General features: G+C 69.5%; 16 protein-coding genes. 9 read left to right on the top strand and 7 right to left on the bottom strand.

Annotated features, from left to right (window positions below; all coding sequences use genetic code 11):
• The first annotated feature begins 1 nt into the window (after position 1).
• Positions 2 to 1,249 (top strand): sensor histidine kinase, encoded by a 1,248-nt coding sequence (locus ACFVAV_RS11760; RefSeq protein WP_379033870.1) that lies wholly within the window; start codon positions 2 to 4, stop codon positions 1,247 to 1,249.
• The gene (locus ACFVAV_RS11755; protein WP_379033868.1) at positions 1,246 to 1,887 is read left to right on the top strand and encodes a response regulator; all 642 of its coding nucleotides are present in this window, start codon (positions 1,246 to 1,248) and stop codon (positions 1,885 to 1,887) included. The genes ACFVAV_RS11760 and ACFVAV_RS11755 overlap by 4 nt, the downstream gene beginning before the upstream one ends.
• A 64-nt stretch (positions 1,888 to 1,951) precedes the next feature.
• Here the strand turns inward: ACFVAV_RS11755 and ACFVAV_RS11750 are convergent, their stop codons facing one another.
• Positions 1,952 to 2,098 (bottom strand): hypothetical protein, encoded by a 147-nt coding sequence (locus tag ACFVAV_RS11750; RefSeq protein ID WP_379033866.1) that lies wholly within the window; start codon positions 2,096 to 2,098, stop codon positions 1,952 to 1,954.
• 296 nt (positions 2,099 to 2,394) lie between these two features.
• Between ACFVAV_RS11750 and ACFVAV_RS11745 the strand changes: the two genes are divergently transcribed.
• From ACFVAV_RS11745 to ACFVAV_RS11720, 6 genes are all read left to right on the top strand, one after another.
• The gene (locus tag ACFVAV_RS11745) at positions 2,395 to 2,676 is read left to right on the top strand and encodes a hypothetical protein (protein ID WP_379034543.1); all 282 of its coding nucleotides are present in this window, start codon (positions 2,395 to 2,397) and stop codon (positions 2,674 to 2,676) included.
• Between the two features lie 40 nt (positions 2,677 to 2,716).
• Entirely contained in the window at positions 2,717 to 3,301 is a 585-nt protein-coding gene (locus ACFVAV_RS11740) for an NAD-dependent epimerase/dehydratase family protein (RefSeq protein WP_379033864.1), read from the top strand.
• A 78-nt stretch (positions 3,302 to 3,379) separates the two neighbouring features.
• Entirely contained in the window at positions 3,380 to 4,270 is an 891-nt protein-coding gene (gene cynR / locus ACFVAV_RS11735; protein WP_379033862.1) for a transcriptional regulator CynR, read from the top strand.
• 111 nt (positions 4,271 to 4,381) lie between these two features.
• Positions 4,382 to 4,981 carry a carbonic anhydrase gene (locus ACFVAV_RS11730; RefSeq protein ID WP_379033860.1) on the top strand — a complete coding sequence of 200 codons (600 nt, stop codon included), beginning with the start codon at positions 4,382 to 4,384 and terminating at the stop codon, positions 4,979 to 4,981.
• A gap of 27 nt (positions 4,982 to 5,008) precedes the next feature.
• Positions 5,009 to 5,479, top strand: a complete 471-nt coding sequence (cynS, locus tag ACFVAV_RS11725) for a cyanase (protein WP_379033858.1) — start codon at positions 5,009 to 5,011, stop codon at positions 5,477 to 5,479.
• Between the two features lie 8 nt (positions 5,480 to 5,487).
• The gene (locus ACFVAV_RS11720; protein ID WP_379033856.1) at positions 5,488 to 5,988 is read left to right on the top strand and encodes a nucleoside deaminase; all 501 of its coding nucleotides are present in this window, start codon (positions 5,488 to 5,490) and stop codon (positions 5,986 to 5,988) included.
• Here ACFVAV_RS11720 and ACFVAV_RS11715 read toward each other — a convergent pair whose 3' ends face one another.
• Positions 5,989 to 6,534, bottom strand: a complete 546-nt coding sequence (locus ACFVAV_RS11715; protein ID WP_379033854.1) for an ester cyclase — start codon at positions 6,532 to 6,534, stop codon at positions 5,989 to 5,991.
• 70 nt (positions 6,535 to 6,604) lie between these two features.
• On the opposite strand from ACFVAV_RS11715, the gene ACFVAV_RS11710 reads away from it, so the two are divergent.
• A complete protein-coding gene (locus ACFVAV_RS11710; RefSeq protein ID WP_379033852.1) occupies positions 6,605 to 7,240 on the top strand; it encodes a TetR/AcrR family transcriptional regulator in 636 nt (211 codons plus the stop codon).
• On the opposite strand, the gene ACFVAV_RS11705 is transcribed toward ACFVAV_RS11710, so the two are convergent.
• The 5 genes from ACFVAV_RS11705 to ACFVAV_RS11685 form a co-directional block, all read right to left on the bottom strand.
• Positions 7,233 to 8,486: a serine hydrolase gene (locus ACFVAV_RS11705; protein WP_379033850.1), complete on the bottom strand. Its 1,254-nt coding sequence runs from the start codon at positions 8,484 to 8,486 to the stop codon at positions 7,233 to 7,235. The two genes, ACFVAV_RS11710 and ACFVAV_RS11705, sit on opposite strands and share 8 nt — an antisense overlap.
• Positions 8,487 to 8,942: 456 nt before the next feature.
• Positions 8,943 to 11,678 carry a fumarate reductase/succinate dehydrogenase flavoprotein subunit gene (locus ACFVAV_RS11700; RefSeq protein ID WP_379033848.1) on the bottom strand — a complete coding sequence of 912 codons (2,736 nt, stop codon included), beginning with the start codon at positions 11,676 to 11,678 and terminating at the stop codon, positions 8,943 to 8,945.
• The gene (locus tag ACFVAV_RS11695) at positions 11,675 to 12,418 is read right to left on the bottom strand and encodes an ABC transporter ATP-binding protein (RefSeq protein WP_379033846.1); all 744 of its coding nucleotides are present in this window, start codon (positions 12,416 to 12,418) and stop codon (positions 11,675 to 11,677) included. The genes ACFVAV_RS11700 and ACFVAV_RS11695 overlap by 4 nt, the downstream gene beginning before the upstream one ends.
• Complete coding sequence (locus ACFVAV_RS11690) at positions 12,415 to 13,323, bottom strand: ABC transporter permease (RefSeq protein WP_379033844.1); 909 nt, start codon at positions 13,321 to 13,323, stop codon at positions 12,415 to 12,417. The genes ACFVAV_RS11695 and ACFVAV_RS11690 overlap by 4 nt, the downstream gene beginning before the upstream one ends.
• Positions 13,320 to 14,750, bottom strand: coding sequence for an ABC transporter substrate-binding protein (locus ACFVAV_RS11685; protein WP_379033842.1), 1,431 nt, complete (start codon positions 14,748 to 14,750; stop codon positions 13,320 to 13,322). Before ACFVAV_RS11685 ends, ACFVAV_RS11690 begins: the two co-directional genes overlap by 4 nt.
• Between the last annotated feature and the right edge of the window lie 7 nt (positions 14,751 to 14,757).

Genomic DNA, 14,757 nt, shown 5'->3' with positions numbered 1-14,757 from the left:
TGTGCCGGGCACACCGGTGCGCCGTCGTCCCGCTGACGGCGCGGGTGTGGTCCGCCTTTCGGGGGACCCGGGGCGCGGTCCCGGTGTGCTGAAATGGGGCATGCCTCCGTCCCGCACACCCCTGTCCCGGCTCGCGGAGGTGTTCGACAGCGCGACCGCGGCGGCCGCCGGGGTGTTCCTGGTCGGGTTGTTGCTGTGGGCCGCCGGCGGCTGGCCGGTGGTCATCGACCGCGATCTGTATCCACCGGTGGCGAAGCTGGCGCTGTTGTGTGCGGCCTTCACGATCCAGCTGACGGCGCAACGCAAACCCGGTCTCGCCTTCGGGCTGATGGTCGTCCTGCTGGCCGGCGACTTCGTGTTCGGACCGTCGTTGCCGCTGTGGATCGCCCTGTCCGACGTGATCTACCTGGCCGTCAGCACCGGATCGGACCGGCTCGGCGCGGTGGTCGCCGGGTTCGCGGTGGCGGTGACCGCGGGCGGGGCGCTGCTGGCGCTGGCCGTGCTGGGGCTCAGAGCAGCGCTCTACACCGCCTTGATCGGTGTCGCGATCACCTGGTCGCCGCTGGGCTACGCGCGGGCCGTGCGCGCGTCCCGCCGCATGGTCGGCGTGGAACGTTCCGCGGCCCGGGCCGAACTCGCGGCGCGTGACGCCGAGCGCTCGGCCGCGCTCGGCGACGAACGTAGGCGGGTCGCCCGGGACCTGCACGACACGGTGGCCGGTCACCTGTCCGCGGTCGCGATCCTGGCGGAGGTAGCGCAGAAGGACCCGGGCAATACCGCCGTCCTGCAGTCGATCCGCGCGGGCAGCCTGGCCGCGCTCGACGAGATGCGCGCGACGATCGACCTGCTGACTTCGCCCGACGACACCGCCGTCACGGCCCGGCTCTCCTCCCTGGACGGGCTGATCGATGCCGCCGAGGCCGCCGGTGGCACGGTGACCCTGCAACGGCAGTCCGACCTGCCGCTGTCCACCGCCGTGGAAGCGGTGCTCACCCGCATCCTGGGTGAGACGATCGCGAACGCGACCAAGCACGCGCCCGGCGCGCCGCTGGCGATCGACGTGCGCCGCGACGCCACCCGGGTGGTCATGACGGCCTCGAACCCGATTCCGCCGGGTCGGCCCGAGGGGGAAGGAAACGGATTGCGCAACATGATCTTTCGCGCCGAATCGATGGACGGCACCCTCACCGCGGGCGCCGAGGACGGCAGCTGGTGCGTGCGGGCGCGGATTCCGCTGGGGGACCGATGACGGTGACCGTGGTGGTGGCCGACGATCATGCCACGATCCGGGCGGGCATCACCATGCTGCTCGAGTCGTCCGGGCAGATCCGGGTCGTCGGCGAGGCGGGCGACGGTGTCGCCGCGCTCCAGCAGACTCGCGCGCTGCGTCCCGACGTGGTGCTCATGGACGTGCGTATGCCGCGCGTCGACGGGCTGGAGGCCACCGCGGCGGTGGTCGCCGAAACGGACGCGAAGGTGCTGGTGCTCACCACCTTCGCCATCGACGACTACGTCCTCGGCGCGCTCTCGGCGGGCGCGAGCGGCTTCCTGCTCAAATCCGTCGGGGGCGACGAGCTGGTTCGCGCCGTCCTCGCCGTGGCCGACGGTGACGCGGTGCTCGACCCGAAGGTGACCCGCGCGGTGATCGCCGCGCTGCCCCGGGCGACGACGCTCGCGCCACCCGACCTGTCCGCCCTCACAGACCGCGAACGGCAGGTGCTCGCGGGTCTGGGCGCCGGGCTGTCGAACCAGCAGATCGGCAGCCGCCTGCACATCGGCGAGGCCACCGTGAAGACGCACGTCTCCCGGGTGCTGACCAAACTCGGCGTGCAGTCGCGCGTGCAAGCGGCGGTGATCGCCACGCAGGTGGGTCTCGAACCGCACTGACCGCCCGGCGACGATGCCCCGCGACCGGGGTCGGTCACGGGGCATCGTCAGAACGGGGCACAGCTCAGCGTGCGGGTTGCGGATCCGTATGATCGCGACGGATCCGTCGTGATTCAAGCCAATAGGTCAGGAAAACCGTGGCGTAAGAAGCCACTACCACTGCTGCGGTCACCAGAAGAAACGCGAAGATCAACGAAATCAGGAAAGCCATTTGCCCCTCCTCGCGGTACCGTATGTAGGGCGCGCTGCGCGCGCTCAGCGATGAAGGTGGTGGTCAGCGCCTCGTTGCGCCGATTCTGGACAAGCCCCGTGCTTTCGATAGTAGGGGCAGGGCGCGACGGCGGCACCGCTCGACGCGTGTGACGGCGGTCATGTTCGTCGCGGAGTGTCGGCTGCGTCACCGAAGCGGCCTGAGATTGAATGTTCAATAGATCTGGGTTCTACCGCGTCACGAGTTCTCGACATCGGCTTCACCACGAACATCCGACGAAGGAGCAGATCGTGAGCATGATCCTGGCTGTGTTGGACGGCGCCGTTCTCGCGCAGGTAGGCAATCCCACACCGGAAGCTCCGCCGATGGCGGAGAAGGTCTTGCAGTTGGGCCGGTACTTCACCTGGATGATCCTGCTGTCCGGCGTCACCGCCATCACCTACGGCGGCGGACGATTCGCCTGGGAGAAGTGGAGCGGCGGCGGTCTACAGTCGCCGAAGATGATCGCCAGTGCCATGGCGGGCGGCGCCGTGGCGACGAGCGCGGGCACGATCATGAACGCGGTGATCGGAGCCTGACCTCCGGCCCGTGGCGTGCGGCCCCGGCTACAGTCTGGGCGTGCGTATCTTTCTCGCCGGCGCCACGGGCGTCATCGGAACACGATTGCTGCCGTTGCTGATCGGCGCGGGCCACGAGGTAGCGGGCCTGACGCGCTCCCCGGCCAAGGCGGCAGCGATCCGCACCATCGGTGCACACCCGATCGTGCACGACGTCTATGACGCGCCCGGCCTCGCCGTCGCCGTCACCGACTTCGCGCCCGACCTGGTCATGCACCAGCTCACCGACCTCCCCGACGACGTCGCCGACCTGGCGACCTCTGGAGAGGCGAACGCACGCATCCGTACCGAAGGCACCGCGAATCTGCTCGCCGCCGCGGCCGCCGCGGGCGCGAAACGCTTTCTCGCCCAGAGCATCGCCTGGCAGCCGCCCGCAGGCCGCGGCGCGGTGATCGCCGCACACGAGGCCGCGGTGCTCGACGCGGGCGGCGTCGTGGTGCGCTACGGCCAGTTCTACGGCCCCGGAACCTATTACGAGTCGACCCCGCCGGAACACCCGCGCATTCATGTCGACTCGGCCGCCGCCCGCACGGTGGACCTGCTCGACGCACCGACCGGAACCGTGGTCGTCGTCGATCCCGCGTAGTTCTCGGCGCAATCCCCGTCGATAGAGGCTGCCTCGCGGTCCTTATCGATTCGATAGTCGCTATCTATCATGGTGGCCATGGAGCTGCGCCATATCCGGTACCTGCTCGCCGTCGCCGACCACGGGAACTTCACCCGGGCCGCCGAGGCGCTGCACATCTCACAGCCGACGCTGTCGCAGCAGATAAAACAGCTCGAGCGGCTGCTGGGCGTGCAATTGCTCGACCGCTCCGGACGGACGGTGCGCCTCACCGATGCCGGCCAGGTGTACGCCGAGCACGCGCGCACTGCGTTGCGCGACCTCGAGGCAGGCGAACGGGCCGTCCACGATGTGCAGGATCTGACCAGGGGACACCTGCGCGTGGCGATGACACCGACGATCACCGCCTACCTCATCGGCCCGCTGATGGACCGGTTCCACCGGGCGCACCCGAATGTCACCGTCGCGGTCACCGAGACCACCCAGGACCGGCTCGAAGAGGACCTGCTCGCCGACGCCCTCGATCTGGGCATCGCGTTCAGCGGCACCCACACCGCGGGCATCGACTGCACGGCCCTGTTCACCGAGGACCTGAGCCTGGTCGTCGGCGCGGACCACGCCCTGGCCACGCACGCGGGGCCGCTGCCGATCGAGGATCTCGCCGTCCAGCCCCTGGCGCTGCTCAGCCGCGACTTCGCGACCCGCGCCCACATCGACGCCTATCTCGCCGACTGCGGTGTCGCGCCGCGCATCGCGATCGAGGCGAACTCGATCAGCGCCCTGGTCGAGTTCACCCGCCGCGGCACGCTCGGCACCGTCCTGCCCGACGCGATCGCCCGCGCGCACCCCGACCTGCGACCGGTCGCGCTCGCACCCGCACTGCCGAGCCGCACAGTGGAACTGCTGCGCCGCGGCACCGCCTATCACTCGGCCGCCGCGCGTGCCTTCGCCACGATCGCCGCGGACGCGGCGGGCCAGTTCGCGTCATAGATGGCAACAATCGAAACGGTTAGAACTGGGTATTGGACCCTATAACTCCTGACGGGCAGGCTGGATCTCGATCAGCAACACCGAGCCGGCACCCACCGAAGGGAGCGATTCATGACCGACCTCGCGAACGGCGTCACGCACTTCCAGCACGACGTCTTTCCCGGCAAGGCAGCGCTTTTCGCCGAACTGGCGACGACCCACACACCCCACACGCTGTTCATCAGCTGCTCCGACGCCCGCGTCGTGCCGGAGCTGATCACCAGCAGTGAGCCGGGCGAGCTCTTCGTGATCCGCACCGCGGGCAACCTCGTGCCCGCCTACGCGCCCGGGGGCGACGGGATCGCCGCCAGCATCGAATACGCGGTCGCGGTGCTCGGCGTCTCGCGGGTCGTCGTCTGCGGTCATTCCGGCTGCGGCGCGATGACCGCGGTCGCCGAGCGCCACGATCTCAGCGCGATGCCGACGATCGCCCAGTGGCTGCGGCACGCTGATGCCGCCGCCGCCCGGATCGGCGCCGCGGCAGCCGATCCCGTGTCGACGCTCGTGCGCGCCAATGTCGTTGCGCAGCTGTCGAATCTGGCCACCCACCCCGCCGTGGCCCGCGCGCTGGCCGACGGCGCCCTGCGCGCCGAGGGCTGGGTGTTCGACATCGGCTCCGGCGCGGTCACTGTGGTCGAGGGCGCAGGCCCCGCGACCACTCCAGCCGCCTGAAATCCCCGAAGAAAGGAAACGCACATCATGGTGCACGCACAGTTCGATCCCACCGTCCGTCAGTCCCTGGCCGCCACCGCCGTAGCCGCGAAGACGGCGAAGGACCTCACCTGGCAGGAGATCGCCGACGCCGCGGGCCTGTCGGTCGCGTTCGTCACCGCCGCCGTTCTCGGTCAGCACGCCCTGCCGGAGCAGTCCGCGGTGGCCGTCGCCGAGCTGCTCGGCCTCGACAGCGAGGCGGCGACCCTGCTGCAGACCATCCCCACTCGCGGCTCGATCCCCGGCGGCATCCCGACCGATCCGACGATCTACCGCTTCTACGAAATGCTGCAGGTCTACGGCACCACCCTCAAGGCGCTCGTGCACGAACAGTTCGGCGACGGCATCATCAGCGCGATCAACTTCACGCTCGACGTGCGCAAGGTCGCCGACCCCGAGGGCGGCGAACGGGCCGTCATCACCCTCGACGGCAAGTACCTGCCCACCACGCCGTTCTGAGGATCATCATGGACTTCGCACAGCACACGATCGAACTGGCCCGTCGCAATGTCGAGGACGGTGGGCGTCCCTTCGCGACCGTCATCGTCAAGGACGGGCAGATCCTGGCCGAGAGCCCGAACCTGGTCGCCCAGACCAGCGATCCCACCGCGCACGCCGAGATCCTCGCCATCCGCGAGGCCTGCACCAAGCTCGGCACCGAACACCTGGTCGGCGCCACCATCTACATCCTCGCGCTGCCCTGTCCCATGTGCCTGGGCGCGCTGTACTACTGCTCGCCGGACGAGGTCGTCTTCCTGACGACCCGTGACGCCTACGAACCGCACTATGTCGACGACCGGAAGTACTTCGAGCTCGCCACCTTCTACGACGAGATCGCCACGCCGTGGGACCAGCGGCGCCTGCCCATGCGCCACGAATCGCGCGCCGACGCCGTCGACGTCTATCGCCGCTGGCAGGAGCGCAACGGTGGCGACCGCCGGGTCGCCGGGGCCCCGACCGCGGGCTGATCAGCGGCCGGAGCGGACTTCGCGGGCCGCGCGGCGCTTCAGCTGCATCGATCGCAGCAGGAAAACCGGCGAGGGCGGCAGCCAGCCGAGTTGCCTGGCCATGCCGAGGTCGTCGCGGTTGGCCCAATGTTCGAAGATCTTGCCGTCGCGCATGCGGAACCAATGCGATTCGGTCATCGCGAACGTCTTGCCGGTGGCCGGGAAGGCGTTGTCCACCGCGCCGTCTTCGGTGTAGAAGACCAGCGGGCCGATCTGGCGGCCGTGCATCGTCGCGTAGACGGTCACCAGGTCGTTCTCGACGGCCGTGGCGTGGATGTCGTAGGACATGTCGGTGAAGGCGTCGCGCAGCCATTCGGCCAGCGCGTGGATCGCCTCGGGGCCGTTTCCGCGGGCCCACGGCGGCGCCGCCTTGCGTTCCCTGGTGAAGCCGTCGGGATGGGTGACCTCGGCGAGGTCGGTGACACTGCCGTCGACCATGAGGTGGATGCCGCGGATCGCCACGGACTTCAGGTCGTCGGCCACGACCCTGGGGCTGATGGTGTTCATGATGACGCTCCGTCTGTGATAGAACTCCAATTGGGTAAAGTGAGACTGTATCTAAATTATTGGACCGGTGATGACCGAAGTCAAGAGGCGGTATGACGCGTCGGGGCGGCGTGCGCAGGCCAGGGCGCGCCGCCACGCGATGGTGCTCGCCGCACAGGAATTGTTCGAGAGCGACGGGTTCCGGCCGACGACGATCGCGGCGGTCGCCGAGCGCGCCGGCGTATCGGCGGAGAGCGTGTACAAGGCGTTCGGCACGAAAGCGGCGCTGGCCAAGGCCGTGTTCGATGTCGTGATCGCGGGCGACGACGAGGACGTCCCCGTCTATCAACGGCCTGAGCAGCAGGCGATGCTCGCCGAGCCCGACGTCCGCCGCAAGATCGAGATGTTCGTCCACGGCCTGGCCCAGCGGCAGGCGCGATCGGCCAAGGTGCAGTTCCTGATTCGCGACGGTCGCCACGTCGACGATTCGCTCACCCCGGTGTGGGAGAAGCTGGCCGAGGAGGGCCTGGCCGGGATGACCATGCTGGGGCCGCACCTGCTCGAGACAGGGCAGCTCCGGGCAGGGGTCGACCTCGACGAGGTTCGCGACGTCCTGTGGAACTACCTCGCCATCGACACCTACGAGCGGCTGGTGCTGGCCAGGGGCTGGTCTGTGGACCGCTACGCGGACTGGGTCGCGCGCGCGATCATCGCCGCGATCACCTGAGTCTCAGCCACTCCGGCGCTCGGTCGAGCCGCGGCAGGGTGTCGGACACCTGCGCGACCAGCTGCCAGGGGCGGTGGGTGTCGGTGGCGGCCTTGCCACTGGTGAGGATCGCGCCCGCGAGCCCGCGTTCGGGGTCGGCCCAGCCGTACTGTGTCGTCAATCCGCTGCGGCCGAAGTGGAATCGCGTGTCGCGGCCGAACTTCGACCGGCGCCCGCCCAGCTCGAATCCCGCGCGGCTGACCCGGCCCGCCGCACCCGGTATGCGGTCGGCCGGTCGGATCGCATCGAACAGCGTGCCGGGTTCGATGATCCGGATGCCGTCGAGTTCGCCGCCCCGCGTGAGGATTTCGTAGAAGCGTGACAGCTCGTAGGCGGTGGTCACGAGGTTGCCGGAGGGGAGTTCGGCGGTGAGGAACGCGTCGTTGTCGGACTTGGACGCCTTGTCCATCCGCCCGCCGAGCGCCTTGCGTGCCAGGAAGAGCGACAGACGCGACGGCGGCGGACCGGTCTTCACACTCGGCACGACTGTGCCGAGATCGGCGGGATCGACGCCGAAGTTGTTCCAGCGGAAGCCGAACGGAACCAGCACCTGCTCGGCGAGATGCTCCCGCATCCGCTTGCCGGTGGCGCGCTGCACCAGCAGGCGCTGGATCAGGCCGCTGGTCAGTGCGTGGTAGACGCGGAACCGGCCGGGCGGCCAGCTCGGCACGAGATCAGCGAGCGCCGACACCGCCAGCTCCTCGTCGGGGACCACGTCGCTGCCCTTGTACGGCGGCGTGATGAACGGGATGCCCGCCGAATGCGACAGCACGTCACCGATGGTGATCCGGTCCTTGCGATGCGCCGCGAACTCCGGGATGTACTCGCACACCCGGTCGTTCAGTGCGAACGCGCCCTGCTCGACGAGCATGGACATCACCGTGGCGGCGACACCCTTCGCAGTCGAGAACCCACAGAACGGGGTGTCCGGCGTGGCCAGGATCTTCTCGGCGTCAGGAGAATCCCTCGGCGCGTTGCCCCACCCGTGGCCGATGGTCCGGTTCAGCACGATCTTCCCGTTGCGCCGCAGGCACACCTGGATCGCGGGTGTCGTCCCCATCGCGTACCAGTCGCGCACCGAGGCCCACAGCCGCGCGACCGCCTCGGCGGACGTCCCCGCCTCGGCAGGATCGTCCTCGTGCCCGACCGTCGTCACCGTATCCAGGTCCTCGGCGACCGTGACCAATGTGCCGGAGAGTGCGCTCATGCGACCCAGCCTATCGACGGCGCGGATCACCGACCCTGTGATGTGGGCAGGTCAGGGCCGTGACCAGGGAAGACAGCGGTGAGATCGCATCTATGGGACCGGCATCTGGACAGCCCGCCGGTCCGGTCGACATCGATCCCGCCGCCGATGCGCCATCGCGCGCTATCGCCAGACCGAGATCGCCCGGCGCCAGACCGGCGTCGCCTGGCGTTGTCGGGCCGATACAGCCCGGCACGGACAGGCAGTTGGAGCCCGGAATGGAGGGGCCGGTGTAGCTCTGCGTAGGTAGGCCGACGTCGCCCGGCGCGGAGGGTCGGATCTCGCCCGGCGCCGCGAGACCTATGGCGCCCGCCACCGAGTGACCGGCGTCGCCCGCCCGGCGCTTGGTGTGGGCGGGGCCCCTGAGTGGGGACTGTGCCGCAGCGGTGCTACGGCACAGTCCCGATGCGGGGCCGGTCACGCGCGCGCTTCGGTCAGCGCGGCGGCTCGGGACGGGTCGCGCGGTACGCGGCCTGCGGCGACGACAGCACGCCTGGCGTACGCGCGGACATCGGCGTCCGGATCGGCGATCGCGGTCTCGAGCGCGTCCACGGCGGGGTCGTCGTTCGGCCAGGTCGCGAGCGCGAGCACGGCGGCCTTGCGGACGTCGAGATGCCGGTCGGCCAGGGCTTCGGTCAGCGGTGGCACCGCCGATTCGGGCGTGGCTCCGGCCAGGCCACGTGCCGCGCCGACTCGCACCTGCCAGGCCGAATGCCGCAGCGCCGCAGCCAGTTCCGCGACATCCTCGGCGCCGGTGCCCAGCGCGGCGTAGGACGTCAGGGCGGCGGCCCGCACCAGGGGATCGGGATCGCCGGTGAGCACCCGGATCACCTCGACCCCACCCTGACCGATCGATGCGAGGCCCTGGGCGACGGCGATCCGCACCTCCCGATTCACGTCACCGGCGATCGAGGCCACCGCCTCGGCGTCGTCGAGCGACACGAGCGCACGCACCGCCTCGATCCGGACCCGATAATCGGCATCGTGCAGTGCCGCACGGTATTCCACGGCCGACCCCGCCCGCAGCGCTCGCAGCAGGTCGACGACGGTCGCCCGCACGAGCGGATCCGGGGAACCGAGGTGTCCGGCCAGCGCACCCGCGCCCGGCAGCACCTCTACCAGCTCCCGCAAGCTCTCGGTCGCGGCCCGCCGCACCGAGGCGGCCTCGTCGCCGAGCGCGCGCACCAGTTCGCCGGCGAACCCGTCGGGTGTGTTCTCGGTGAGTACCGACAGCGCCGCCACCCGCACGACCGGATCGGGATCGGTGAGGTAGCTCGAAACATCGTCGACGGCAGGCGAATCCAGGGCGAGCAGGGTGACCAGCCGGGGTGAGGAGGGCGAGGCCGCCAGCGGCTGACTGCGCACCGGAGCGTCGTGCTGCGGCGCCCGGGTCCCGACCAGCTCGGGCTGCGCGATCACCTCGACGATCGGCTCGGCCGAGGGCACATCGTCCAGGCCGGGCACCGGCACCAGATACGGCGCCACCGACCGCTTCACGAATTCCATCTCACCCGTGGCGGTCTTGCGCAGGTTCAGGTGGAAGTTCCACGACTCGTCGTCGCGCTCGGGCAGATCGGCCCGGTCATGATAGAGCCCCCACCGGGATTCCGTGCGGGTCAGTGAGCTGCGCGCCGCCATCTCCGCGCAGTCGCGGATGAACGACACCTCCGCCGCCCGCATCAACTCGTGCGGTGTCCGCGCGCCGATCCCCGCCACCTCACCGCGCATCCGCTCGAAGGTCTCCACCGCGATCGAGAGCTTGGCCGCGGTCTTCGGCGGCGCCACATAGTCGTTCACGAACCGCCGCAGCTTGTATTCCACCTGCGGCTGCGGCGGACCCTCCGGCTGACGCAGGGGGCGGTAGATCAGCTCGTGCGCGTCGGCCAGCTGATCCTCGGGCAGCTCGGTGGGCGCGGCTACCTCGGTCAGCGTGGACGCCGCGTGCGCACCCGCCAGATCGCCGTACACGAACGCGCCGATCATGTAGTTGTGCGGCACGCACGCCAGGTCGCCCGCGGCATACAGCCCGGGTACCGTGGTCCGCGCGTTCTCGTCCACCCACACGCCGGACGCGGAATGGCCACCGCACAAGCCGATCTCGGAGATGTGCATTTCGATATCGTGGGTGCGGTAGTCGTGGCCACGGTTGGCGTGGAACGTGCCGCGAGTCGGGCGCTCGGTGGTGTGCAGGATCGACTCGAGGGTGGACAGCGTCTCGTCCGGCAGATGCGAGACCTTGAGATAGATGGGCCCGCGCGCGGATTCGATCTCCTGCTTCACCTCCGCCATCATCTGCCCCGACCAGTAGTCGGAGTCGACGAAACGTTCACCCTCGGCATTGACCTGGTAGCCGCCGAACGGGTTCGCGACATAGGCGCACGCCGGACCGTTGTAGTCCTTGATGAGTGGATTGATCTGGAAGCACTCGATCCCGGACAGCTCCGCACCGGCGTGGTACGCCATGGCGTACCCGTCCCCGGCGTTGGTCGGGTTCTCGTAGGTGCCGTAGAGGTAGCCCGAGGCGGGCAGCCCGAGCCGGCCACACGGACCCGTCGCGAGGACGACCGCCTTCGCGCCGACCGCGACGAATTCGCCGGTGCGCGTGTTCAATGCGGCCGCACCGACCGCACGCCCGTTCTCGGTGAGTACCCGCACCGGCATCAGCCGGTTCTCGATCTGGATCTTCTCGCGCATCGTGCGCTGGCGCAGCACGCGATACAGCGCCTTCTTCACATCCTTGCCCTCGGGCATCGGCAGCACATACGACCCCGACCGATGCACCCGGCGCACAGCGTATTCGCCGTACTCGTCCTTCTCGAACTTCACGCCGTAGCGCTCCAGCCGCTGCACCATCGCGAAACCCCGTGTCGCCGTTTGGTACACGGTGCGCTGGTCGACGATGCCGTCGTTGGCGCGGGTGATCTCGGCGACGTAGTCCGCCGGCTCGGCCTTGCCCGGGATGACCGCATTGTTCACACCGTCCATGCCCATGGCCAGCGCACCGGAGTGGCGGACGTGCGCCTTCTCCAGCAGCAGCACATTCGCACCGGACTCCGCGGCCGTCAGCGCGGCCATCGTGCCCGCGGTGCCGCCGCCGATGACGAGCACATCGCAGTCGAGCCGGATGCGGTCGGACAGATCGGGAATGTTCACAATGACTCCAGGATTCGGTCCCGTAGCGCCTGCCGGTCCACCGGCTCGCGCGGGTCGGGCACCTCGACGACCGCGCGCAGCGCGCCGTCGCCGAGCACGGCGATCCGGTCGCCGAGCAGCAGTGCCTCGTCGAGGTCGTGGGTGACGAAAACGATCGTGGTGGGGTGCGCGCGCCAGGTATCGACGAGCAGGCGCTGCATCTCCGCGCGGGTCTGGCTGTCGAGCGCGCCGAACGGCTCGTCCATCAGGACCGCGCGCGGCGAACCGGCCAGGCTGCGGGCGAGCTGCACCCGCTGGCGCATACCGCCGGACAGGTCACGCGGCAGATAGTCGGCGTAGCCGGTGAGCCCGACCTCGTCGAGCCAGCGCTGCGACCGCGCGGCCCGTTCACCGCGCGGCACGCCCCGAAGGCGCAACGCCAGATCGACATTGGCGCGGGCGGTGCGCCACGGCAGCAGCGCGTCGTCCTGGAACACCAGCGCCCGATCGGCCGACGGACCGGACACGGTGTCGTCGTCGGCGCGGATGACACCGCCGCTCGGGTGCCGCAGCCCGGCGATCGCCCGCAGCAGCGTCGACTTGCCGCAGCCGGATTTGCCGACCAGGACCAGGATTTCACCGGGCGCGATCTCCAGGTCGAGATTGCGCACCACGGTCTTGGGGCCGTAGCTGATCCGCACCGATGCCAGGCTCAAGCGCATGCCGGCCGAGACAGCGGGCGCGGCGGTGGTCGTGGTCATGACGCAACCTCTCTCGGCAGCCAGCGGGTGACCCGGCGGCCTGCCAGTTCGACGATTCCGGAGGTGAGGAAGCCGAGGACGCCGATGGTGATCATGCCGACGAACACGGCCGGGTAGTCGACGATGGTGTAGGACTGCCAGGTGCGGTAGCCGATCCCGAGCCGCCCGGAGATCATCTCGGCGGAGATGAGGCAGATCCAGGCCACCCCCATACCCACCGACAGACCGCTGAACACGCCGGGCAGGATGCCGGGCACCACCACCCTGGTCAGCACCTCGCGCCGGGAGGCGCCCAGGGTGCGGATAGCGTCCTCCCAGATGGTCGGCAGCGCCCTGGTGGCGTGACGGGTGCTGACCAGCACCGGGAACAGCGACGCGGTGAAGGTGATGAACACGATCCCGGACTCGTCACTGGGGAACAGCAGAATCGCCACCGGCACCAGCGCGATCGCCGGAATCGGGCGGATCAGCTCGGCCAGCGGACCGAACACATCGGCCAGCAGCCGCGACCGGCCCAGGCCGATGCCGGCCAGCACACCGACCACCGCGGCCAGCCCGAACCCGGTGACGATCCGGATCAGCGACTGCGCCACATCGAGGTAGTACTGACCGGTCCCGAGATGCTCGCCGAACTCGGCGACGATCTCGGTCACCGTCGGCAAGGTGTCGAACCGCAGCCCGGCCCGCACGTCACTCGCGGTGAGCAGCTGCCACAGGCCGATCGCCACCGCCACCGACGCGACCCGGATCACCCGGGACACCCACACCGACCTGCCGGGGTGAGTGTCGGCCGGTGCTTCGACAGCGAGATCGGGTGTAGGGGAGTCGGTCTCGTCGTGTGCCACGGCATCGGTCGGGACGGGCTTCGTCCCGACCGGGGCGGTCGCCCCGGAAACCGTACTCATCCGCGGACTTCCGTCACGGCCTGCTCGTAGGAGACCGGTGCGGCGGTGGGATGGGTGGCGCGGTACCGGTCGGCCGCGGCCTGCGTGGTGAACGGCAGATACTGCGTGCCCTCCCGCAGCCAGATCGCCTTGTCGGCGAACCAGCGGGTACCCAGCTCGGCATCGGGGAGGTACACCGCGCGGATTGTCTTGCCCTGCGCCTTCGCCGCCTGCACCGCCCGCAGCAAGCAGCCGGGGTTCGCGGCGGGCTGCGGCTTGTCGGCGCCGTCGACCCAGATCTCGCCGGCCAGCGCCGGATCGGTCGCCGGCACAGCGCAGATCGGGTCGGTCCCGGTGACCTTGCTCGGATTGACCCGCGATGCCAGCGCGGTGTCATAGTCGCCACGGCCGGTCTCGGCGAAGGCCTTGCGCAGTGGACCGTCCTGGACGAAGGCGTCGATATCGAGGTCGGCGAAGTCGCCGATGGATTTCAGATAGTTGACATCGTCCTTGAATGCCGCGATCAGGTTCGCCTTGAGCGTCGTGTCGAAGCTGGTGCCGCCCGGGCCGTTGTAGAGGTACACGACCTCCTGCGGCAGACCAGATCCCTTGGCCACGAGATCGGCTGCCTCGAACGGCTTCTCGTTGAGGAACGCGGTCGCGTCCAGCTGCGCCGCCAGGAAGGCCTGCAGCACCTCGGGATGCTCGGACACGTAGGCGCGGCGCGCGACCACACCGTGGAAGGTCGGTACGTTGAGCTCGGCGCCGTCGTAGAGCAGCTTGGCCTTGTTCTGCTGCACCAGCAGCCCCGGCCACGCCACGAACTGCGACAACGCGCTCACCTGATGCGATTCCAGCGCCGTCGCGCCCACCTGCGGTTGCTGATTCAGCACTTCGACACCCTTGGCCGGGTCGATGCCCGCTCGGCTCAATGCCTGCACGAGTGTGCCGTGCCCCGCCGAACCGACACTGGCCGAGATCTTCTGCCCGGCGAGATCGGTCAGTGATCGCGCCGGTGAATCATTCGGCACGACAACCATGTTCAGCGCGCCCTTGGGGTTGTAGCCGGTGATCGACACCAGCTCGGTGCGCGCGCGTTCGTTGGCCTGGGTGCGGGAACCGTTGATGAGCAGCGGGTAATCGCCCATCGAGCCGATATCGATCTTCTCGGCCACCATCTGCGCGGTGATGGGCGCGCCGGTGTCGTAGTCCTGCCACTCCACCTGGTACTTCGCGCCGCCGGCGTCGGTGATCTTCTGTAGCCGCTGCTCCAGGTAGCCCTGCGCCTTGAGCAGGGTGCCCGCGGTGACGGTGTTGATGGTCTTGGACTGGTAGCCGACGACGACCTTGACGGTGCCCGCCGGTGCGGCGTCGGTGCTTTCGAGGGAGCAGCCCGTGGCGGTGAGCGCGAGGGCGAGCACGGCGGGGACGAGACGAGTGATCTTCATGCGTGGA

The organism is Nocardia sp. NPDC057663 (genome assembly GCF_042799895.1).
GTDB lineage: Bacteria > Actinomycetota > Actinomycetes > Mycobacteriales > Mycobacteriaceae > Nocardia.
The sequence above is the reverse complement of the archived record's forward strand: the minus strand, read 5'-3'. Positions and strand labels throughout refer to the sequence as shown.

Bases quoted from the DNA above. Each gene is read 5' to 3' on its own strand.
- ACFVAV_RS11755 (WP_379033868.1), top strand. From the start codon at position 1,246: ATGACGGTGACCGTGGTGGTGGCCGACGATCATGCCACGATCCGGGCG.
- ACFVAV_RS11750 (WP_379033866.1), bottom strand. From the start codon at position 2,098: ATGGCTTTCCTGATTTCGTTGATCTTCGCGTTTCTTCTGGTGACCGCA.
- ACFVAV_RS11745 (WP_379034543.1), top strand. From the start codon at position 2,395: ATGATCCTGGCTGTGTTGGACGGCGCCGTTCTCGCGCAGGTAGGCAAT.
- cynR (WP_379033862.1), top strand. From the start codon at position 3,380: ATGGAGCTGCGCCATATCCGGTACCTGCTCGCCGTCGCCGACCACGGG.
- ACFVAV_RS11730 (WP_379033860.1), top strand. From the start codon at position 4,382: ATGACCGACCTCGCGAACGGCGTCACGCACTTCCAGCACGACGTCTTT.
- cynS (WP_379033858.1), top strand. From the start codon at position 5,009: ATGGTGCACGCACAGTTCGATCCCACCGTCCGTCAGTCCCTGGCCGCC.
- ACFVAV_RS11720 (WP_379033856.1), top strand. From the start codon at position 5,488: ATGGACTTCGCACAGCACACGATCGAACTGGCCCGTCGCAATGTCGAG.
- ACFVAV_RS11715 (WP_379033854.1), bottom strand. From the start codon at position 6,534: ATGAACACCATCAGCCCCAGGGTCGTGGCCGACGACCTGAAGTCCGTG.
- ACFVAV_RS11710 (WP_379033852.1), top strand. From the start codon at position 6,605: ATGACCGAAGTCAAGAGGCGGTATGACGCGTCGGGGCGGCGTGCGCAG.
- ACFVAV_RS11705 (WP_379033850.1), bottom strand. From the start codon at position 8,486: ATGAGCGCACTCTCCGGCACATTGGTCACGGTCGCCGAGGACCTGGAT.
- ACFVAV_RS11695 (WP_379033846.1), bottom strand. From the start codon at position 12,418: ATGACCACGACCACCGCCGCGCCCGCTGTCTCGGCCGGCATGCGCTTG.
- ACFVAV_RS11690 (WP_379033844.1), bottom strand. From the start codon at position 13,323: ATGAGTACGGTTTCCGGGGCGACCGCCCCGGTCGGGACGAAGCCCGTC.
- ACFVAV_RS11685 (WP_379033842.1), bottom strand. From the start codon at position 14,750: ATGAAGATCACTCGTCTCGTCCCCGCCGTGCTCGCCCTCGCGCTCACC.